This is a genomic window from Leptotrichia shahii (genome assembly GCF_008327825.1).
GTDB lineage: Bacteria > Fusobacteriota > Fusobacteriia > Fusobacteriales > Leptotrichiaceae > Leptotrichia > Leptotrichia shahii.
This window is the reverse complement of record NZ_AP019827.1, coordinates 2,072,835-2,095,153: the sequence shown is the minus strand read 5'-3', so window position 1 is coordinate 2,095,153 and position 22,319 is coordinate 2,072,835. Positions and strand designations below refer to the sequence as shown.

At 27.4% G+C, this 22,319-nt stretch carries 18 protein-coding genes; 17 read left to right on the top strand and 1 reads right to left on the bottom strand.

Features of this window, described 5'->3' with window-relative positions:
- Positions 1 to 59: 59 nt before the first annotated feature.
- The 13 genes from mraY (at position 60) to F1564_RS09695 (ending at position 12,745) form a co-directional block, all read left to right on the top strand.
- On the top strand, positions 60 to 1,148 hold the full coding sequence (gene mraY, locus F1564_RS09755; protein ID WP_018451138.1) for a phospho-N-acetylmuramoyl-pentapeptide-transferase: 1,089 nt from the start codon (positions 60 to 62) through the stop codon (positions 1,146 to 1,148).
- A gap of 540 nt (positions 1,149 to 1,688) precedes the next feature.
- Entirely contained in the window at positions 1,689 to 3,068 is a 1,380-nt protein-coding gene (gene murD / locus F1564_RS09750; protein ID WP_018451137.1) for a UDP-N-acetylmuramoyl-L-alanine--D-glutamate ligase, read from the top strand.
- 37 nt (positions 3,069 to 3,105) lie between these two features.
- Entirely contained in the window at positions 3,106 to 4,245 is a 1,140-nt protein-coding gene (locus F1564_RS09745; RefSeq protein WP_018451136.1) for an FtsW/RodA/SpoVE family cell cycle protein, read from the top strand.
- 38 nt (positions 4,246 to 4,283) lie between these two features.
- Entirely contained in the window at positions 4,284 to 5,333 is a 1,050-nt protein-coding gene (gene murG / locus F1564_RS09740) for an undecaprenyldiphospho-muramoylpentapeptide beta-N-acetylglucosaminyltransferase (RefSeq protein ID WP_018451135.1), read from the top strand.
- Between the two features lie 56 nt (positions 5,334 to 5,389).
- The gene (murC, locus tag F1564_RS09735; RefSeq protein WP_018451134.1) at positions 5,390 to 6,745 is read left to right on the top strand and encodes a UDP-N-acetylmuramate--L-alanine ligase; all 1,356 of its coding nucleotides are present in this window, start codon (positions 5,390 to 5,392) and stop codon (positions 6,743 to 6,745) included.
- Between the two features lie 35 nt (positions 6,746 to 6,780).
- Positions 6,781 to 7,653, top strand: coding sequence for a UDP-N-acetylmuramate dehydrogenase (gene murB, locus F1564_RS09730; protein WP_018451133.1), 873 nt, complete (start codon positions 6,781 to 6,783; stop codon positions 7,651 to 7,653).
- A gap of 149 nt (positions 7,654 to 7,802) precedes the next feature.
- On the top strand, positions 7,803 to 8,468 hold the full coding sequence (locus F1564_RS09725; RefSeq protein ID WP_018451132.1) for a cell division protein FtsQ/DivIB: 666 nt from the start codon (positions 7,803 to 7,805) through the stop codon (positions 8,466 to 8,468).
- A gap of 69 nt (positions 8,469 to 8,537) precedes the next feature.
- Positions 8,538 to 9,659, top strand: a complete 1,122-nt coding sequence (gene ftsZ, locus F1564_RS09720) for a cell division protein FtsZ (RefSeq protein WP_040505672.1) — start codon at positions 8,538 to 8,540, stop codon at positions 9,657 to 9,659.
- A gap of 142 nt (positions 9,660 to 9,801) precedes the next feature.
- The gene (rpsF, locus tag F1564_RS09715) at positions 9,802 to 10,086 is read left to right on the top strand and encodes a 30S ribosomal protein S6 (RefSeq protein ID WP_018451130.1); all 285 of its coding nucleotides are present in this window, start codon (positions 9,802 to 9,804) and stop codon (positions 10,084 to 10,086) included.
- Between the two features lie 69 nt (positions 10,087 to 10,155).
- The gene (locus F1564_RS09710) at positions 10,156 to 10,590 is read left to right on the top strand and encodes a single-stranded DNA-binding protein (protein WP_026231283.1); all 435 of its coding nucleotides are present in this window, start codon (positions 10,156 to 10,158) and stop codon (positions 10,588 to 10,590) included.
- A gap of 254 nt (positions 10,591 to 10,844) precedes the next feature.
- Positions 10,845 to 11,084, top strand: coding sequence for a 30S ribosomal protein S18 (rpsR, locus tag F1564_RS09705; RefSeq protein ID WP_006806119.1), 240 nt, complete (start codon positions 10,845 to 10,847; stop codon positions 11,082 to 11,084).
- A gap of 377 nt (positions 11,085 to 11,461) precedes the next feature.
- Entirely contained in the window at positions 11,462 to 12,127 is a 666-nt protein-coding gene (locus tag F1564_RS09700; protein ID WP_018451128.1) for a hypothetical protein, read from the top strand.
- A gap of 39 nt (positions 12,128 to 12,166) precedes the next feature.
- Positions 12,167 to 12,745, top strand: a complete 579-nt coding sequence (locus tag F1564_RS09695) for a DUF937 domain-containing protein (protein ID WP_018451127.1) — start codon at positions 12,167 to 12,169, stop codon at positions 12,743 to 12,745.
- A gap of 174 nt (positions 12,746 to 12,919) precedes the next feature.
- On the opposite strand, the gene F1564_RS09690 is transcribed toward F1564_RS09695, so the two are convergent.
- Complete coding sequence (locus F1564_RS09690; RefSeq protein WP_007070517.1) at positions 12,920 to 13,183, bottom strand: SemiSWEET family transporter; 264 nt, start codon at positions 13,181 to 13,183, stop codon at positions 12,920 to 12,922.
- A gap of 213 nt (positions 13,184 to 13,396) precedes the next feature.
- Here F1564_RS09690 and F1564_RS09685 point away from each other — a divergent pair, with 213 nt between their 5' ends.
- Genes F1564_RS09685 through F1564_RS10225 form a run of 4 tightly spaced genes read left to right on the top strand, consistent with a single transcriptional unit; the run spans position 13,397 to position 22,306 of the window.
- Positions 13,397 to 15,328: an ATP-binding cassette domain-containing protein gene (locus F1564_RS09685; RefSeq protein ID WP_018451126.1), complete on the top strand. Its 1,932-nt coding sequence runs from the start codon at positions 13,397 to 13,399 to the stop codon at positions 15,326 to 15,328.
- A 13-nt stretch (positions 15,329 to 15,341) separates the two neighbouring features.
- Positions 15,342 to 18,239 carry an SIR2 family protein gene (locus tag F1564_RS09680; RefSeq protein ID WP_149201940.1) on the top strand — a complete coding sequence of 966 codons (2,898 nt, stop codon included), beginning with the start codon at positions 15,342 to 15,344 and terminating at the stop codon, positions 18,237 to 18,239.
- Complete coding sequence (locus F1564_RS10535; protein WP_269473392.1) at positions 18,223 to 18,351, top strand: hypothetical protein; 129 nt, start codon at positions 18,223 to 18,225, stop codon at positions 18,349 to 18,351. The genes F1564_RS09680 and F1564_RS10535 overlap by 17 nt, the downstream gene beginning before the upstream one ends.
- On the top strand, positions 18,302 to 22,306 hold the full coding sequence (locus tag F1564_RS10225) for an AlwI family type II restriction endonuclease (RefSeq protein WP_197737468.1): 4,005 nt from the start codon (positions 18,302 to 18,304) through the stop codon (positions 22,304 to 22,306). The genes F1564_RS10535 and F1564_RS10225 overlap by 50 nt, the downstream gene beginning before the upstream one ends.
- Positions 22,307 to 22,319: the final 13 nt, after the last annotated feature.

The following is a 22,319-nucleotide window of genomic DNA, read 5'->3' as shown; positions in this document are numbered from 1 at the left end:
GAGAAGAATTTTTTTATTAAAATATAAATTACTAAAATAAGAAGATTCTATAAGAAATAATGTTATATATATTACAAGATTTATTTATAAATAGCTGGGGAGTTTTACGTATTTTTAAATCAATAATGTTAAGAGCTTCTGTAGCATTTATGATTGCATTTTTGTTTATGCTGGTTTTTGGGAAACCGTTTATTATTTGGCTAAAAAAGAAAAAATATGGAGATACAGCAAGAGAAGAGGGGCCTAAATCGCATTTTGACAAATCTGGAACGCCTACAATGGGAGGGATTTTAATAATTGGAGCAGTTCTATTTGCAACTGCCATTGCTGGAAACTTCACAAATAAGTTTATTGTGTTTCTATTCATAATTACAATTTTATTTACAGCGATAGGATTTTACGATGATTATTTAAAATTGACGAGACATAAAAATGGGCTATCTGGAAAGAAAAAAATATTGGGACAAATGATAATTACAGCATTGACATTTTGGTTTGTTTATAAATATGGACTTGTTAATAAAACAATTGATTTTTCAATAGTTAATCCAATAATAAAAAATTCTTATTTTTATATAACACCAATTTTATTTTTTGTGTTCATAGCTTTTGTAATAATAGGATCTTCAAATGCTGTAAATCTAACAGATGGATTAGATGGACTTGTAAGTGGACCTACAATTGTAGTAAGTATCACACTTTTAATTATAACTTACTTGACTGGAAACGTAAAATATGCAAAATACTTAAATCTTTACTATGTTCCGCAAGCTGCTGAAATAATAGTTTATCTTGCAGCGGTAATTGGGGCATTAATTGGATTTTTATGGTATAATTTTTATCCAGCGCAAGTATTTATGGGAGATACGGGTTCTTTGACATTGGGAGGAATTTTAGGAATTATAGTTATTTTTATAAAGCAGGAATTGCTACTTCCAATCGCAGGTTTCATATTTATTATGGAAGCATTATCAGTTATGATTCAAGTCTGGCACTTTAAAACTTTTGGGAAAAGAGTATTTAAAATGGCACCAATCCATCATCACTTTGAATTATTGGGATTGCCTGAAACAAAAGTTACAATAAGATTCTGGATTGTTTCAATAATGACATGCTTATTGACATTTGTAATTTTGAAATTAAGATAAATAAAGCAGGGGGACTTTCCCCTGCAATCTAATTTTAAATTTTGAAGAATTATGTTTTTATTTATTATTTCATAAAAAGTGAAATTGTAAATAAGAATATAATAGATTTATTCTTTAAGTATTCAACTAAGTTATTTTTTACAAAAGTAAATTGTTGTTAATAAATATTATTTCTTTAATTCTTATGTTATGTTTTTATTTTAATTTAGAAATTAATAAGATTATTAAGCAAAATTTCGTTAAAAGAAAAAGAACTGTTTGAGCTTTTGAAAAAATTTTAAATCATTAAATATTTGTATATATTAAAATAATCTTTATTCAAAAGTGAGTTTTCTTTTTCTTTTATAAGAAAGTTTTGCGTAAAGCGGGATTGTAAGGGTATGGCGTCTGATACCCTTACGTTAAAAAAATTGAATATATAAATATAAAAAACAATTATTAATGATTAAATATTTTTAAAAGAAAAAATAACTTAGTTGAGTACTTAGGAATTTGGAATTTAGAAATATAAAATAAATAATAGAAAGAGGAAAAAATCACATGGATAAAAAAGGTATTGTATTTGGTGCTGGGTTAAGTGGACTTGGTGCGAAGGAATTACTGGAAAAAAATGAATATGAAGTATATTTAATAGATGATAAGGCTGCAATGCCGTTAGAAGAAGGAATTAGACTTTTGAATGAAGAGGAAATTGAATTTGTTGTGAAAAGTCCTGGAATTCCTTGGAAGACGGAACTTTTAAAGGTTGCGAAGGAAAAAAATGTTAAAGTTGTTTCAGAAATAGATTTGGCTTATAAATATGTGGATAAAAATATAAAAATTATTTCATTTACTGGAACAAATGGGAAAACTACCACATCTACTAAAATGGCAGAACTTTTAAATTTCGCTGGATTTCGTGCCAGACTTGCTGGAAATGCTGGATTTTCATTTGCAAAGCTGGTGGCTGATGAGGAAGAACTGGATTATATTGTGTTGGAGCTTAGCAGTTATCAATTAGAAAATAATCCGCAAATTCATTCAAATATTGCTGGGATAATTAATTTAACGCCAGATCATTTGACAAGATATAATTCGGTGGAGGATTATTATATTACAAAATTTGCGATTTTTGATAAGCAAACAGAAGATGATTTTGCATTAATTAATCTAGATGATGAAGTTTTTGCAGGACTATATGAAAGAAGTGATATAAAAGAGAAAATAAAGGCTCAAAAAGTGTATTTGAGTAAAGAGGCAAAGGGAGCAGTTTTTGTCTATGAAAATAATATTCGTATAATGAAAGATTTGAGTAAACGAGTTGATGAAATTCCGAATTTTGATGAAAAAATTGATGAAATTTCAGAAATTTTGTTAAAAACTGAAGAATTGTCATTAAAGGGTAGACATAATTTGGAAAATATGTTATTTTTGATAAGTTCGGCAAAAATATTAAATGTGAAAAATGAAAAGATAGCAGAATTTTTAAAATCGACAACTGCATTGGAGCATAGGCTTGAAAACTTTTTTGTAAAGGGAAATACAACGTTTATTAATGATTCTAAAGGAACAAATGTGGAATCGACATTGAAAGCTATTGACTCGTTTAATAATACGATTATTATGATTTTAGGCGGAGATGACAAGAAAATTGATAATATGCCTTTGATTAAGAGAGTTAAGGAACAAGTCGATTTTGTTTACTTGATTGGAGATAATGCTCAAATTTTGATTAATGATATGGAAAAAGTTGGATATAAAAATTATAAAAATTTGGAAACGGTTGAAAATGTGTTAAATTATCTAAAAGAAAATGTAGATTTTTCAAAGGATCAGACAGTGCTGTTTTCACCTGCAACATCTAGTTTTTGCCAATTTAAGAGTTTTGAGCATAGGGGAAAAGTATTTAAGGAATTGACAGAAAAAATTATTGGAAAATAGTTTTTCTTTTGGAAAAAATGGAATTTAGGAGAAAAAATTGAACAGGAAAAAAATGTTAGGGACAGGATTTATAATAGTAATTTTGATACTTTCAGCATTGAGTGTCATAACGATGGCGAGCCTTAGTTCTCAAAGAGCTCAAAATGAATATGGAGTAACTTATTATTTTTTATTACGGCAAGTGATATGGCTAATTGCTGGTTGGTTAGGATTTATTCTCACTGCTAATCTTAATTATAAAAAATACAGGGAAATAACAAAATATTTGTATGTTGCAGGTGCTTTTTCACTTGTGGTAGTTCTAGTAATAGGGAAAACTGTGAATGGTGCTAAGCGTTGGATTGATCTTGGAATGGGTGTTGTTATTCAGCCTTCAGAATTTGTAAAGTTAATATTAATTATTGTTCTTTCAACTCTTGTCTATAATCTTAAGATACGAAATAAAATAAGTAAGCACCCTTGGTTATCAAGTATAGTTATAATGGGAACTACGGGAGTTTATATGTTTCTTATTTTTTTTGAAAAATCATTTAGCAATACAGTACAAATTGCAGTAATTGGAATGACTTATTTGCTTGTTTCAGAATTGAAATTTTCAATAATTGCACTTTATATGGGACTAGGTGGAATTTTAGGATGGTTTGGTATAATGAAAGTTGGTTATAGAGCAAGCAGGATTGCAGCCCATGCTTCTAAAGATATTGGATTTCAGACGACACAATCATTAATAGCAATAGCTAATGGTAAAATTTTTGGAAAATTTTATGGGAATGGATTTCAGAAATATGGATTTTTGCCTGAAATACATACAGATTATATTTTTTCAGGATATGCTGAAGAAAATGGATTTTTAGGAGTAATATTCTTACTTGGATTATATGCAGCATTGTTAATTATAATAGGAATTACTTTAAAAAAAATAAAAGATTTATATGCAAAATATCTTTTAGCTGGAATTTTTATAATAATTGCAACACAGGTAATTGGAAATGTGGCAGTTGCAAGTAAACTTGTGCCTTCTACAGGAATTCCACTTCCAATGATGAGCTATGGAGGAAGTACAATGATTGGGGTAATGATGATACTAGGAGTTGTTTATAACATAATAAGGGCATTGTATAAGCAAGAAATGGGAAATCAGCTAGATGAATTAAGTGAAATTGACTATATGATGTAACAAAGCAGATTAAATAAAATGAGAGGAAAAATAAACTGATGGAAAAAGTAGTATTTACTACAGGTGGAACAGGTGGACACATTTACCCTGCCTTATCAATTGCAAAAAAAGTTAGGGAAAAGGGAATAGATACTTTATTTATTGGGACAAAGCATCGAATGGAAAAGGACATTGTTCCAAAGGAAAATTTTAGATTTATAGGACTTGATATATTGCCGTTAAGAAGTATAAAATCTGTGTTTAAGATGATAATAGAAACTATGAACACAATAAAATTACTAAAAAAAGAAAAACCTACAAAAATAATAGCATTTGGAAATTACATAACGATACCTGTATTAATAGCAGCTAATGTTTTGCGAATACCGTATTATCTTCAGGAGCAAAATCACACAATGGGTCAGGCAAACAAATGGTTTTACAAAGGTGCAAAAAAAGTATTTGTTGCTTTTGAGAATACACTTGAAAGTGTTAAGGAAAAGTATAAAAGTAAATTTGTAGTAACAGGAAATCCATTGCGAGAAGAATTTTATGGAAAAAATAAAGCTGAAGAAAGAAAAAAACTGAATATCAAAAATGATGAAAAAGTAATTCTTGTAATTGGTGGAAGTTTGGGAGCAAAAAATATAAATGAGGCTATCTTGAAAAAGTGGAAAACAATTTCGGAAGATGTAAAAATAAGATTATTTTGGGCAACTGGAAAGGATAATTATGAGGCTTCAACTTACAGAATAAGAGATTTTGGGACAGCAGTAGTTGAGCCGTATTTTGAAAATGTACCTGAACTGATGGCGGCTTCTGATATTGTAATTTGCCGTGCTGGAGCTTCGACTATTTCGGAGCTTATTCAGCTGGAAAAGCCATCGGTATTAATTCCATACGATTTTGTCGGGCAAAAAGAAAATGCAGATGTACTGGAATATGTAAATGGTGCAAAAATATTTACAAATGAAACTGCAGAAGAGGCGATAGATGAAGCTTTGTCAATAGTGGGACAAGCATCAATGCTGGAATTTATGAGCGAAAATGTAAAAACTTTGAAAAAAGGAAACTCAGCAGAGATAATAGTAAATGAAATGGGACTTTAAACAGAAAATACATAAATAAAATTATAAAACAGGAAAGAGAAAATTTGGAGGAAATTATGCTAACAAAAGTAAATAACGTGTATTTTAGTGGAATAAATGGAATTGGAATGAGTGGACTTGCAAAAATTTTAGCAGCAGATGGATTTAATGTGGCAGGTTCAGATTTAGAAAGAAAAGCTGTGACAAAAGATATGGAAGATATGGGAATAAAGGTTTACATCGGGCAAGTTGAAGAAAATGTAAAAGATAAGGGAATAGACTTATTTGTGTATTCAACAGCAATTAGGGAAACAAATCCAGAATATAAATATATCGTTGATAATAATATAAAAAAAATAAAAAGAGGACAGCTGCTTGCAGAAATAATGAATAGATTTGATGGAATTGCTGTAGCGGGAACTCATGGGAAAACTACAACAAGTTCAATGATGAGTGTGGCACTTTTGGAAAAAGAGCCATTTATCGTAGTTGGAGGAATAATTCCTGAAATTCAAAGTAACAGTAAAATTGGAAATTCAGAATATTTTATTGCCGAAGCTGATGAAAGTGACAATTCATTTTTGTATATAAAACCCAAATATTCTGTTGTAACAAATGTGGAAGCTGACCATTTGGATCATCACGGAACATTTGAAAATATAAAGAAATCATTTGAGCAATTTATCGACAGTACAGAAAGAATTGCAGTTCTTTGTAAAGATACTGTTGGAAAAGTCGGGCTTAATTTAAAAAATAAAAATGTAGTCTGGTATAGCATAAAAGATGAAACCGCTGATATTTTTGCTAAGAATATAAGAGTGGAAGAAGGAATAACAAGTTTTGAAGTTGTGAAAAAAGGTGAAAATCTGGGAACATTCAGCTTGAGTATTCCTGGAGATCATAATGTTGCAAATTCACTTCCAGTAATTTATTTTGCACATGAGTTCAAATGTAATATGAAAAAAGTAAAAGAGAGAATCTTGAAATTTAAGGGTGCAAATAGAAGATATCAAGTTATTTACGACAATAATTTGAGATTGATTGATGATTATGCACATCATCCAACAGAAGTAAAAGTAACAATTAATGCGGCACACAATACTGAAAAAGGCAAAGTAACCGTAATTTTCCAGCCTCACAGATACAGCCGTACAAAATTTTTCTTTGATGATTTCGTAAATTCATTAAAAGATGCTGATGATTTGATTTTACTTCCAATTTATGCAGCAAGTGAAGACAATACTTACGGCGTAAGTTCAGAATTACTTGCAGAAAAAATAGGAGGAAATGTCAGGGTGCAAACTCAGGAAGAAATAGAAAACATCATAAAAAACGATAGAAATAGTGGAAATACTTATGTGTTTATGGGAGCTGGAAGTGTATCAAGAGTGGCTCATGAGATTGCAAATGATTTAAGAAAGATGGAAAAATAGGAAACAAAAATCCAAAAGGAGAGAGAAAATAAAAAATGGAAATAATAAAAAATGCCAAGATGAAGGAATATTCAAATATGAAGGTTGGCGGAACAGCAAAGGAACTTATTTTTATAGATGATAAAAATGAACTAAAGGAAATTTTGCAAACCAGAAATAATATTTTTCTATTAGGAAATGGTACAAATACCCTTATTAACGATGGAAATTTGAATATAAGTTTTTTATCATTAAAAAGATTGAAAAATATAACAGTTGAAGAAAAAGCTGAAAAGGAGAAAAAAGAGGATAGTTATGATTTTGTGAGAGTGGAAGCCGGGCTGGACTTGGATGATTTGATAGAATTTATGGAAAAAAATGATTATACAGGTTTGGAAAATATTACTGGGATTCCAGGATCTGTTGGTGGACTTGTAAATATGAATGGTGGAGCTTATGGGACAGAGATTTTTGACTGCATTGAAGAAGTGGAAGTTTGTAAAAATGATGGAGAAATTGTAAAAATTAAAACAAAAGATTTGAACTTCAAATACAGAACTACTGAAATAAAGGAAAATAAATGGATTGTTGTGTCTGCTCTGTTTAAATTTGGATTTGGCTTTGATAAGGAGGCTTCAGAAGATAAAAGAGAACAAAGAAAGGTAAAACATCCGTTAGATTTGCCAAATTTAGGAAGCACATTTAAAAATCCAGAAGGGACATTTGCAGCAAGACTAATTTCTGATGCTGATTTAAAGGGGTATAGAGTTGGAGATGCGGCAGTTTCTGAAAAACATCCAAATTTTGTAACAAACTTGGGAAATGCGACTTTTAATGATGTTATTTCAGTCATTGAGCATGTAAAGGAAGTTGTTTTTGAAAAATTTGGAATAAAATTGGAAACAGAAATTATAATTTTAAAAGATTAATAAAAAAAAATCAAAGATTTTAAAATATAAGTTATAGTTTTTTTATTTATTTTTGAAACGGTTTCACTACTAAATTTAAATAAATTTATTTAATATATTGAATAAAATCAAAAAAAAGTGTATAATAATATAAAAAATGGAGTTTGAATATGAAAAAATCGGTTAAAGTATTGATTTTACTGTTTTTATTGGCAGGAATAATGTTTTTTGGTAAAAGATTTATTGATACAGATTATTTTAAAGTTCAGGAAGTTTTAGTGGAAGGTCAGTCTAATTTGTTAAAACAGGATATTGTGGCTCAGCTTGAACAGATGAAAGGGAAGAATATTGTATATTTAAATACTAGTGAGATTGAAAATCGTATAAAAACCGATATAAGGGTAAAAAAAGTATCAGTAAAAAAACTTTTTCCAAGTAAAATTCGAGTTCTTTTAGAGGAAAGAGAGCCTTATGTATATGTAAAAAAAGGAGATGAAACACTTTTAGCAGATAAAGATTTAAATATATATGGTGATATTTTGGAAGAACCAGCAAAAAATATCCCTATAATAGATTACACAAATGATGAAAGTTTAAAGGAAATGAAAACAATACTTTCAAAAATACAAAATAAAGATTTTTATGCTATGATTTCAGAAATAAGACAATCTGAAAAAAACTACGAAATACTTCTTACAAATAATGTGAGAATATTAACAGATACATTAGTAACAGAAAAAAAATATGATGATGCATATAAATTATATGAAAGAATAAAAAAAGAACGTCCAGTAATTTCTATGGATTTAAGATTTATAGATATTGTTGTAAAATGATATTTTACATAAAATTAAGAGAAAGGAGAAGCTACTTTGAAAGTTATTAAATTAAGTAGCAAAGAAAAAATGGATAACTTTAGTAATGCGGCGAAACTGAAAGTAGTAGGAGTAGGTGGAGCAGGTGGAAACGCAATAAACGATATGATAGAAAGTAATATAACAACTGTTGATTTTATAGCCATAAATACAGATCAGCAGGATTTAGATAGATCAAAAGCCCCTATAAAAGTACTTTTAGGAAAAGGAATGGGAGCTGGCGCAGATCCTGAAAAAGGGAGAATCGCCGCAAAGGAATCAGAAGAAAAAATAAAAGACGTTCTGGAAGGTACAGATATGTTATTCATAACTGCTGGAATGGGTGGTGGAACAGGAACAGGAGCTTCTCCAATTATTGCTGAAGTGGCAAAAACAATGGGAATTTTAACTGTAGCTATTGTAACTAAGCCTTTTAGCTTTGAAGGACCGTTAAAGAAAAATAATGCTGCACTTGGAATTGATAATTTAAAAGAAAATGTAGATACTTTAATAGCTATTCCAAATGATAGATTATTTGAAATACCAGGAATGAATATTTCATTAATGAATGCGTTTAAAGAGGCAAATGGAGTTTTAAAAATGGGAATAAAAGGTATTTCAGACTTGATTACAAAACAAGGAATTGTAAATTTAGATTTTGCGGATGTAAAATCTATTATGCAAAATTCAGGAATTGCAATGTTAGGATTTGGAGAGGCAAATGGCGATGAAAAAGCTAAGAGTGCAACAGCTCAGGCATTAAACAGTCCATTATTGGAAAAATCTATTGAAGGTGCAAGAAAGATATTGATAAACGTTACAGCTGGTCCAGATATCGGATTACAGGAAATACAAGAAGTTGCTCAAACAATTTCAGAAAAAGCTGGGCATGATAAAGCTAATTTATTGTGGGGTTATATAATGGAGCCTGAATTGGAAGGAACAATAAGTGTATCAGTAGTGGCAACAGACTTTGAAGATGAATTTTTAACAAATGAATCAAAATCTTCACAAACAATAAGATTTGCTCCTTCTGAAGAAAAAACAGAAGGAAAGTCAAAAGAAGAAGAGAATGAAAAAGATAATTATCAAAATGAAGGGAATGGCTATGAAGAGGAAGAAAAAATAGAAGATTCAGGAGATTTTGTACTTCCACCATTTTTTGAAGAATAATTAAATATAAAAGTTTAATATTATCAGAATAATTTAAATAAATTTTGAAAATGACTTGATTTTATTAGGCTTTTTTGTTATAATTATAGAACCTGCTCTATTTTAGAAGTAGGGCTAAAAAGCCATAGGAAAGGAGAAAGAAATGAGAAATTACGAAATTATGTTTATTTTATCTACGCAATTAACAGATGAAGAAAAACAAGCTGGAGTTGCATTTGTAGAAGAAACATTAAAAGCTGCTGGATCAGCTGAAGTTAAAACAGAAGTTTGGGGAGATAGAAAATTAGCTTACCCAATTAAGAAAAAAGAAAATGGATATTATGTTTTAACAACATTCCAAGCAGATGGAACTAAATTTACTGAAATTGAATCAAAATTAAACATTAATGAATCAATTTTAAAATATATGATTGTTAAAAATGACTAATTTAATTATGGATAAAAAATTTGAGGTTTTTAATTTTGAGATAAAAAATATTAGAATCAGGGGGAAATGATGAACGTAGTAATATTAATGGGAAGAATGACAAGAGATCCTGAATTAAAATATACTTCAGGAGGTAAAGCATACGCTAATTTTACGTTAGCTGTGCAAAAGACAAAAGATGAAGCCGAGTTTATTGATTGTATTGTTTGGGAAAAAACAGCAGAAACTATTGCCGAATATTTTAGAAAAGGCAGAAAGATTCTTGTACAAGGACGTTTGAATGTAAGTAGTTATGAACAAAACGGTGAAAAAAGAAAATCTACGAAAGTTGTTGTAAATAGTTTTGAATTTGTTGAAAATTCAGGAAATGGCAATAATGGTAGCGGATATCAGCAAAATCAGCCTTATAATGGAAATAGCGGAAGCAGCAGTAATAAACCAGTTCACAATGATACGTACGAAAATAATGATGATATGGAAGATGACGAAGAGTTTCCGTTTTAGCAATTAGGAAAGTCTTAATTTGAAAAAATGCTAAAAACTATAGCATTTTAGTAGAAATAATATATTCTAAATAAATAAAGAAGGAGAAATGCTACAATTTAGTGACTCAGAATATATTATGTGTACCGATGGCTAGTCGGGAATTTACGGCTGTGGAGAATAAAAGAACTTATCGAAAGTATATTCGCTGAAGCAGCAATATTTTAGTGTGTTAAATATGTTTTAATACATTTTTAGTAGCAGGTGTGAATTTAATGAGAGCTAAACCAGTTACAGAATTTAAAAGAAGAAAAAGACGACCAAAAGTTAAATTTAAAGTAGAAGATATCAACTATAAAAATGTTGAATTATTGAAAAACTTTATGAATGATAAAGGAAAAATCTCTCCTGCGAGAGTAACAGGATTAGAAGCTAAAGTTCAAAGAAAAATTGCAAAAGCAATTAAGAGAGCTAGACAAATCGCTTTAATGCCTTATACAAAAATTGAAAAATAATAATAAATTTTTCTTTTTAGCAAAAACTGCTGTTATATATTTATAATTTTAACTGTAAGCAGTTAAAAGTTTAAGACTATTTAAAATAAGTATTAACTTGTTTATAAATGGTCTTTTTTTTTGAAAAAATATGGAAAAATTAAGAATAATATTGTATAATGTATCAAATATACTTATACTAACTTCCATTTAAAAAACAGAAATTGTATTTATATCATTTGCTAACAAAGGAATCTTGAACCCTTGTAAAAAATTCATAAATAATCCGCTATTTAAATGGGAAATGGTATTAATCCCTTTAATCTCAAACTGAATAATTTTTTAAGTTTAACTTTAAAGAGATTTTACTGTATAAAAAGAATTAGGTGGTAACAAAAATGTTGAATAAAAAAATGAATATACTTTTGCTTTTTTTATTTATTTTTATGATAGGTTGTGAAAAAAAGGGAAATGAAAAGAAAGAAAAAAAGAAAAATTTTGAAAATTTACAAAGTAAAACTACACAAGAAAATATTTTTTCAAATAATTCAATAGAAAAAATAATTGAAACGTTTTCAAAAAAATCTAAAGATAATAAGATAAGCATTGGAAACTTTGAAAAGTTGAGCTATGAAAATAGAAATTATTATTATGTTAAAATACACTCAAGAGGAGATGCAATTTATGCACTTGATTATAGCGGAATAAGTGCAACTAGCATATTTCTAAAAGTTAATAATGTAAATGGGGCTAATTTAGCAATTATTGAAAATATGGTTGTAAATTTGATACAAGTGTCGGATGAAAATATTAAGGATTCAGAAGCTAGGGCAATTTATACAAAAATTTTATCAAGTTTAGGAGAAAAGGAATTATCAAGCCTTTTAACTTATAAAAATGGTATAATTTATGGAATAAGAATAGATTCTGCAACAGGAGAATTTATATTTTTCGCTAGAGAATCAGAAGATGAAAAAGCAGTAACAAGTATTCAGAATTTAAATTTTGCCAATAAAGGAAAAACAGATGAAAAAACTTTAGCAAAATTAGAAAAGAATAAATGATTTAAAAATTTGAAATTTAATTAAAAAAATGGAGGGAAAATGAATTTAGAAGCATTATTAGGACTTTTACAAGGACAGGATCTAGGAAAATTAGCTGAACAAGTTGGAGGGAGCAGTACAGATGTAAGGAATGGAGTAGCGGCAGCTCTACCAGCAATTTTGGCAGCAGTTAATGAAAATGCAAATAATAGTGAAAAGGCACAAGGCTTGAATAAAGCATTGGAACAGCACGATGGATCAGTATTAAACAATCTTGGTGGCTATTTGCAAAATCCTGATTTAAAAGATGGAGCAGGGATTTTAAACCATCTATTTGGCGGGAATACACAAAATGTGGCAAATGCAGTTTCTCAATCAAGCGGTTTAAATTCACAAGGAAGTTTAAAAATATTAGAAACTTTAGCACCGTTAGTTTTAGGAGCATTGGGGCAGCAGAAAAAAGAAAATAATTTGGATGTGCAAGGAATTGGAAATCTAACTTCAAATTTGGCAGCGAATTTTGCTGGAGAAGGCGGGATTATGAGCATGATTACAAATTTACTGGATACAAACAAAGATGGAAATGTGATGGATGATTTGACTGGGATGATTGGTAAATTTTTTGGCGGTAAAAAATAAAATATTGTAAAATAAATATATTTAATTAGGCAAAGAGGATTATTTTATTTTGTGAAATTATCTTGCATTTGCCTAATTTTTTTATTTTATAGGATAGGAAAATCTATAAGAAAAATGTTAGGGAAAATTGGTAAAATTTTGCAATTAATATTATGATTTATGATAAATAAAAATTTATAAAGCTGTAATAAAAGTTAAAAATCCTAATATCACCCCAGCTAAATTTGGAACGATAAGAATAAAATCTTTTTTAGGTTCTTTAGTCCATCCGTAAATAACCCAAATTAGACAAGAAATTGAAGCTGTGAGCGGTTGCCAAGGCTGAGCTTTTTCTCCTCCTAAATTAGCGATAATTTGAGGAATATAGGTTATAAACACAAAAACTCCAATAAATGCTCCAATTGAACCAACAATAGTGTTAATTTTCTTTTTGTTCATAAAATCACCTTCTTTTTTAAAAATTTATAGATATTATAATATCACAGTTTAATATTTTTGTCAAACTTAAATATTTTGAAAATTTCTCAAACTGTGAAAATTTTTCAAACATTGTAAACAAATATCAAAAATGATATAATTTAACGAATAAAATTAAAATATAAAATATAAAAAAATAATTTAATAAAATATAGAGAAAAGGAAGGAAATTTGATGAGTTTAGTGCAATTTAATAAGGTGTATAAGCAGTTTGCTGGGGAATATATATTGAAAGATATTAATTTTACGATTGAGGAGAGAGATAAGATTGGGCTTGTTGGGGTGAATGGAGCTGGGAAATCGACAATTATTCGGATGTTACTTGATAGAGAGCGAATTGATGGGGCGGAAGATAATTTGAATGAAGTTGGGAATATTGTGAAAAGTCCTTCTATGAAAATTGGGTATTTGTCACAGAATACTGAGTTTTCAGATGAAAAAAATACGATTTATGAGGAAATGATGACTATTTTTGAGGAAGAAAGAAAAATCTGGGATGAGATTCAGAAGGTTAATATGCTTTTGGGAACAGCGAATGAAGATGAAATGGAAAAGCTGATTAACAAGTCTGCGGAACTTTCTTCTGTTTACGAGGCAAAAAATGGTTATGAGATTGAATACAAGATTAAGCAGGTGCTTACAGGGCTTGAGCTTACTGGAGAATATGAGAATTTGCTATTGCAGGATTTGAGCGGTGGGGAAAGAACACGTGTTTCACTTGCAAAACTGCTTTTGTCTGAACCTGACTTGCTGATTTTAGATGAGCCGACAAACCATCTGGATTTGATTTCGATTGAGTGGCTTGAGGATTATTTGAAAAAGTATAATAAGGCGTTTTTGCTTGTTTCTCACGATAGAATATTTTTGGATAATGTCTGTACGAAAATTTTTGAGTTGGAAAATAAAAAACTTCATAAGTATGATGGCAACTTTTCATCGTTTATTCTTCAAAAGGAGATGATTTTGAAGGGAGAAATCAAGCGATATGAGAAGGAGCAGGAAAAAATTAAGAAAATGGAGGAATATATTGACAGATTTCGAGCTGGAATAAAGGCAAGACAGGCTAAAGGACGGCAAAAAATACTGGATAGAATCGAGAGAATGGAAGATCCTGTATTTAATCCGCAAAGAATGAGGCTAAAATTTGAAGCGGCTAAAATGAGTGGAGAAAATGTGTTGAAAGTTAGAAATTTGTCTAAAAGCTTTGACGGGAAAAAAGTTTTGAATAATATAAATTTTGAACTTTTCCGTGGAGAAAGAGTAGGAATTATTGGGAAAAACGGAATTGGAAAATCTACGCTTTTAAAAATACTTTTGGATAAGTTGCCGAAGGATAAAGGGGAAATTGAGTTTGGAACAAGGCTAAAAATCGGATATTATGATCAGAATCATCAGGAATTTTCGCGAGAAAATACGATTTTACAGGAAATAAACAATTCACTTGACTTGACAGAAGAATATTTGCGAACACTCGCAGGTGGATTTTTGTTTTCAGGCGACGATGTGCAGAAAAAAATCAGTATGCTAAGCGGTGGAGAAAGAGTCCGTGTGGCATTTTTGAAACTTTATATGGAAAAAGCCAACTTTCTGATTTTAGACGAGCCGACAAACCATCTGGATATTTATTCTATCGAAGTGCTGGAGGATGCTTTGGAGGATTTTGACGGAACAATGCTAGTCGTTTCCCACAACCGACACTTTTTAGACACAGTTTGCAACACAATTTACTGTCTTGATGAAAATGCTCTTACGAAATTTAAGGGAAATTACGAAGACTACAAAGAAAGCCTAAAAATAGCAAAATTAGCTTCTCAAGGAACAGACATCGAAACGAAGGAAGAGAAAAAACTTTCATATCAGGAGCAGAAGGAACAGTCAAGAAAAATCGCAAAATTGAAACGTGATATTGAAAAACTGGAAAAGGAAATGGAAAAAATCACAGAAATGAGAGAAAACTTGAATGTAGAATACGAAAAAGCTGGAAAAGAAAACAATATGGAAAAACTGATGGAAGTGCAAGAAAAACTCGACAGGCTGGAAGAAGAAGAGATGGAGAAGATGGAAGAATGGGATGTGAAGAGTGGGGAATTGGAGAGTTTGGAATAGAGAAGGGAGAAAAGTGTTAGAACAAGATATTAGATTTTTAGCTGAAGAATTAGAAAAAGGGAAGTTAGTAGTCTTTGTTGGTTCAGGAGTTTCCAAAAATAGTGGATTGCCAGAATGGGAAGAATTAATAAAAGATTATGCTGATTATAGAGGAATAAAAGAATTTACATCAAAACAATTTTTAACTATACCAGAAGAAGTTTTTGAAAGATATGGTAGTTTGAAATATTATGAAATTGCAGAAAAAAGATTTTTAGGGAAATATGTTACCAATTCTATTCATAGAATTTTAAAAAAAATGAAATTGACTTATATAATTACAACAAATTATGATACATTAATTGAAGATGAAATAAAAAATTTACAAATTGTAAGTAAAGATGAAGATTTACCGTACACTAATTCTAACAGAATGCTTATAAAAATGCATGGTGATTTTGAAAATAAAAATATAGTTTTGAAGAAAAGTGATTATGATAATTATGAAAAAAATTTTCAATTAATTTCAACTCTTGTAAAAGGTTTATTTACAACAAATACAGTACTATTTATAGGTTATTCATACAGTGATACAAATGTGCAACAAATTATGAATTGGATAAAAGAAATTTTGAAAGAGAAAACTAGAAAGGCATTTCTTGTTGAATTTACAAACGAGGATAATAAAGAGGAAGAAAATGGTGAACAGATAAATAAAATTTCATTAAAACTTTTGAATGATAATAACGACGAAGTACTATATGAAAATAAAAAAGAAAGATTTAATAATAATTACGAGAAAACTTTAACTAAATTTTTATCGAATATCTATAATGAAAAAGAGAAAGTGAAGCAAGAAAAAATTTTTGAAATATATATAAATTTAAATTATTTAACAAAGCACAATTGGAATAAACTTAATAAATATTCTGAAATTCGTATAGATGAAGACTGGAAAAGAATTTTATATACAAGATTAGAGTTTAAAGATATAGAAAAATATGAAGAGATACTCTTTAAATCAAGGATAAAAAAAATTTTGCAGAGGATAAATAGAAATGAAAAAGAAATACTAATTCCTTTTTCTGAAAAAGGAATTACTCCTAAGAGAAAAGAACAAAAAAATATTTTAGAAGAAAAAATAGAAGTAGAAGAAAAATTTTTAAAAATAATTTGTGATTATGATTACAAAAATTTTCAGAATTTAGTAGAAGAATACAAAGAAAATAACAATATTAACAAATATGTAATTGTATATGGATATTTATTTTTTAAAAAAATAAATAAAGCAAAAGAAACAATAAAAAGTATGATAGAAGAAAAAGAAAATGTTAATAGTAAAAATGAAAAATTAGTTTGGGATAACTTTATATTGAGTATTATTGAATTTATAGAAATAACACATGCAGAAGAAAATTTAAATAAAACTTTTGAAAGTATAGAAGAAAGTTTGGAAGATAAGTATTTTGAATATTTTAAATATGAAACAGAACTTTTTAATGAAATATTTAAATATTCAACTTTAGAAGCTTTAAATAAGGAAATGAACAAATTATTTGATAAAGTAAGAAAAGGGAAAAGTGCTTCATATGTAATGGGAACACCTCCGTCATACAAAGCTATAATTTTGTCAAGAGATTTATTTTATTTTTGTTCTTTAAATGGAATATTTGGAAATTCATTTTCTGATTATTCAGAATTTATGAAAAAGTACATTGAAATTTTACTCATGTCGTATACTAATAAGAATATCGAGGTCAAAAATCAGATGTTTAAAAACAGAAACCTTATAGAAGAATTTGAATATTTTGATTTTTTTATGATGTTAGAATTAAGTTACAGTGATTTGAAAAAATTATTTAATGAATATGAGATAAAAGATTTAAAATGTGAGAAAGAAATTCTCGATAAATTAATTGTATTACTCAAAAATATACTTGATTGGATAATAAAGAATGATAACGAATTTATGGAAAAAATAGATACTTTAGAAAGTATTTTACTAATAATCTCAAAATTAGATTTAATAGAAACTCAGTTTGAAAAATTAGTTGACATAATATTAAATGATAAAAATAGCAATGTCTTTTTTGAAAATAATTATGCTTTGGAGGTAGCAGATAACTTTAGAGTTATAATTTATAAAAATTTTAAAAATTTAAACAAAGAGTTTTTTGATAAGATATTGGAAAAGATTTTTTCAATTGACAGGAAAAGAATAGATGAAAATTTATTGGATCACATTACACACTATTTTAAAAAAAAAGAAATGCCAAAAATTTCAAAAAATGATAAAATAGAAAACTTTATTAATAAAAATAATTTAAAAATAAAATGTTATTTTTTAAGAATAATAGATGAAATATATTTTGAAGAGTTAAAAAATGAAATACTAAAAGAAATAAAAGATACACTAAATATAGAAGTTTATAGTTTTTTATTAAATGAAAAATTTATAGATTTTATTCCAGAAACAGAAGATAAAATAATAAAAGAATTAGATAGAATTTTTCAAAAAAAAGATATAGATATAAGTAATTTAATAAGTTATACATCTGAAAAAGAAAAGATTTTAGATTTTTTATTAGTATCGGGTTTAAATAATAGATTACCGATTTCTTTTATAGAAAAATTAAAAAAATATAAAAATAAGGAATTTTTTAAATCGTTGGAACAATATGAGTCAGAGATATTATGGAAATACATATTAAATCAAGAAAATTTTGATTATTCTGAATTTACAGAAAATGAGTTAGAGAAATTTTCAAAAATAAGAATAAAAAATCTTTTAGAAAAAAATAATAAAAAATTAATAAAATTAGTGAGAGAATATATTTTTTCTAAAATTAAGAATAATGATAATATTTCAAATAATAGTATTGTAGAAGCTTATTTTGAATGGGAGAGTGAAAAAAATGAAGCTACAGAATAAAGATTCTGTAATGAACTTAGGAGATACAAGTTTTAGAAGAAAAAATTTATTAGATGATTGTAATGTTACAGGGAATTACAGAACAATTAGAAGAATGGGATACGAAGAATAGTTCACAAATGGCTTTTTATCAATATGTTGCAAAAAGTGGATTAATAGATGATACATTTTATGGGGATTACTATTCTTTTATATCTGATAAATTTAAAGAAAGTATTTTTGAAAAATATAAAGATAAGAAATATGAAAATAATAAAATAGTTAAAGATTATAAAAGTTTGCTAGAATATTTTATTTCAGAACAGAAAAAAAGAGGAAGAACTTATACAAATGCACTTGTAAAAATTGGACTTGTAGATGAAAAAAGAAAAATAACAGAAATTGGAGAAGTGTTGCTAGACGGAGATACAAAACAGGATGATATTGAAAAATTATTTAATTTATCAGCAGACAATATTATTTTTTTAAGACAATTATTGAAATTGAGAGTTTATGAATCTGAAGGAGAAAATTACATTTATCCATTTAGAATGGGAATTTATTTACTTAGTAAATTTGATAATATTCCACAAAAGGAATTTTGTACAATTTTGTCTTTAATCAGAGTTGGTAAAGCAGACGAAGAATATAGAGAAATATTAGATAAATATAAATTAGTAAAAAATAAGAATATAAGTTTTGGTGAATATATTTCAAGATATATACAGGAAGAGCCTTCAGAAATAGAATTTGAAGAAAAGTATAGGATTTCAAAAGAAAAATTTGAGAAATATTTTTTAAATAGAAAAAGTAAGGGGAAAATAGAGGATTATTTTGAGTTTTATGAAACTTGTTTAGATTTTTTTGAAAATAGAAATTTGGAAATATATAAAAAACTAGAAAAAATAAGTAAAAAGGATAGTATAAAAAAGGCTTTTGGATACAATAAAGTTCCATTTAAATTTTGTAAGACATTAAAGGAATTTTTTGAAGAGAATAAAAAAACGATATTTGAAGCTAAAAATATTGAAGAGTTCAATAAATTATTTTATGAATTATTTCGAGATTCTAAAAATTATGATTTGATTTTTGAATATAATGATATGACAATTAGAACTTTTAATCTTTCAGGAATAATTAGTTTTGAGAATGGACTGGTAAATTTATCGTATAAATGGTTGAGTAAAAATATTTTTTCAGAAATTATAGGTATGAAAAAGCTAAATAATGAAGTAGTCAAGGATAATTTTCATAAAAATGTTTCATTTTCAGAGATTTTTGATTTATCAGAAGAGAGAATTGAAAGTTTTATAGAAAAACTAAGAAAAGTAAATAATATTCCAAAAGAAATATCAATTTTTGAATATTTTTCAGACAAAATAGATAAAGATTTTGAAAAGAAATTGGAAGAAAGATTTTCAAATGACAAAGTCTGTACCATATTAAATTTGTTTAAAAATAGGGGAAATGATGAAAAAATTTTAAAAGAAGTTACAGATAATGCTAAAGTCCCTACAATTTTTGAATATATATTGGCAATCGCCTGGCATAGAATTTCCAATAAAGAATTTAATTTGAAGAAAAGTCTAAAATTGTCACTTGATGGAGATGGATTTCCGCTTTCACATGCTCCAGGTGGCGATGGTGACATAATTGCAGAATATTCAGATTTTGATGTTATGCTGGAAGCAACATTGATGGATAAAAATACTCAAAAAAGAGGAGAACTTGAGCCTGTAATACGCCATACAACAAATTTGACAATAAAAAATATGGAAGAAAATAAAGAAACGTATACTTTTTTTGTTGCAAATGAATTGGATATGAATGTAATTAATATTTTTAGAGCAACTTCACAAATTCGACTTCAATCAACACAAAATAGAGAAAAATATACAAATGGAATAAAGATTTATTCTTTGACAATAGATAAGATAGTTTATTTGCTTGAAAATAATATAAATTATAAATATTTTCTAAATAGAGTTTTTGAGAATTACAACAAAATAGAATTTATCGGCAAAAACTGGTGTGAAGATACGTGGAATAACTCTGTAAAAGGAGAAAATATTGGATTTAAAATATATAATAGAAGATATTTAGGAAGTAAATATAAGTTGTTGGAATTTATTGAAAAAATAGTAGAAGAAAATACAGAAAATAGTAAAGTATTTTTTGATTTATTTGCAGGAACAGGAGTTGTAGCAGATTATTTTAATAAAAAGTATGATGTTGTACTGAATGATTTGCTAAGATGTAATTATTTTTCTTATGAATGTTTTTTTTCAAATTTGGAATATGATGAAAAAAAATTGATTGAGATCATGAAAAAATATAATAAAAAGATTGTTGAAGATAACAATTATTATTCTGAAAATTTTAAAGATACATATTTAAATGAGAAAAATTTAAAAAAAGTTGGATTTATAAGAGATGATATTGATGATTTATTTGAGAAAAAAAAAATAAATAAACGAGAGAAGGCAATATTAATAACATCTTTGATATATGCTGTTGATAGAATTGCTAATACAGTGGGACATTATGATGCATACAGAAAAAATGGAGATTTGGAAAAAGAATTGATTTTGAAATTTCCTCAAATTGAAAATGAAAATAATAAAAACAATAAAATTTTTTGTATGGATGCAAATGAATTGGTAAAAAAAATTAAAGCAGATATTGTGTATATTGATCCGCCATATAATTCAAGGCAGTATAGTGATGCTTATCATTTTTTAGAAAATATAGCAACAAATAGTAAACCTGAGGTTTTTGGAATTGCTAAAAAAATGGATAGAACTCATATAAAAAGTAAATATTGTTTATCGAGTGCTAAACAGACTTTAGAAGAGTTGATTAAAAATATTGAAGCAAAATATATTCTTTTTTCATATAATAATACTCAACAAAAGGCAAATTCTCGTTCAAATGCAAGAATTAACGATAATGAAATTTTGGAAATATTAAAATCTAAGGGAGAAGTTACAGTTTTTGAAAAGGATTTTAGTCCATTTACAGTCGGTAAAACGAATATTAAAAATCATACTGAAAGAGTGTTTTTTTGTAGGGTGAGGAAAGTTGGAAAGAATAAAAAAAATAGTAAGGAAAATACTATAAATAATATAACGGAAGAGAATATAGTAGCAGAAGAAAATAAACTTTTTATATTAGAAAATATAAAGAAAAATATGGTTCAGTCACCACTTAATTATACAGGCGGAAAATTCAGGTTGTTAAAACAGATTTTCGAAAAAATACCTGAAAATATTGATGTTTTTTATGATATTTTTTGTGGTGGTTTTAATGTGGGAGTTAATTTTAATGCAAAAAAGATAATTGGAATTGATAAAAATAAGGAGTTAATAAAGTTACTTAAGTTTTTGAAAAAACAGGATTACGAAAAGCTGGAAAAAGAAATTGAAGAAAAAATAGAGTATTATGGTTTAAGTAACTCCTTTAAAAATGGCTATGAATATTATGGATGTAATTCTTATGATGGTTTAGGAAAATACAATAAAGAAAAATTTTTGAGATTAAGAGAAGATTATAATAATAAAAAAAAGGAAATATTATTTTTATTGTTAATATTTTATTCTTTTAATAATCAGATTAGATTTAATAAGAAAAATGAATTTAATTTACCTGTTGGAAAAAGGGATTTTAATTTTAATTTACGAAAAAAACTAAAAAATTTTATTTACAATTTACAATTAGCTGAAACAAAATTTAAGAATATGGATTTTCGTGATATAAATTTAGATAAAATTGACAGTAAAAGCACTTTTTTTTATCTTGATCCACCGTATTTATTGGGTCAGGCAAGTTATAATGAAAATAATTCCTGGACTGAAAATGATGAAAAGGATTTATTGAAATTTTTAGAAAATTGTAATGAAAGAACAATTAGATTCGCTCTTTCAAATGTAATAGAACATAAAGGGAATGAAAATAGAATTTTAAAGAACTGGTGCTCAAAAAATAATTTTTTTGTAAACTATCTTGATTTTAATTATTATAATTCAAATTATCAGGTAAAAAATAAAAATACTATAACAAGAGAGGTTTTGATTACGAATTTTAAATAAAAATACAAAAAAC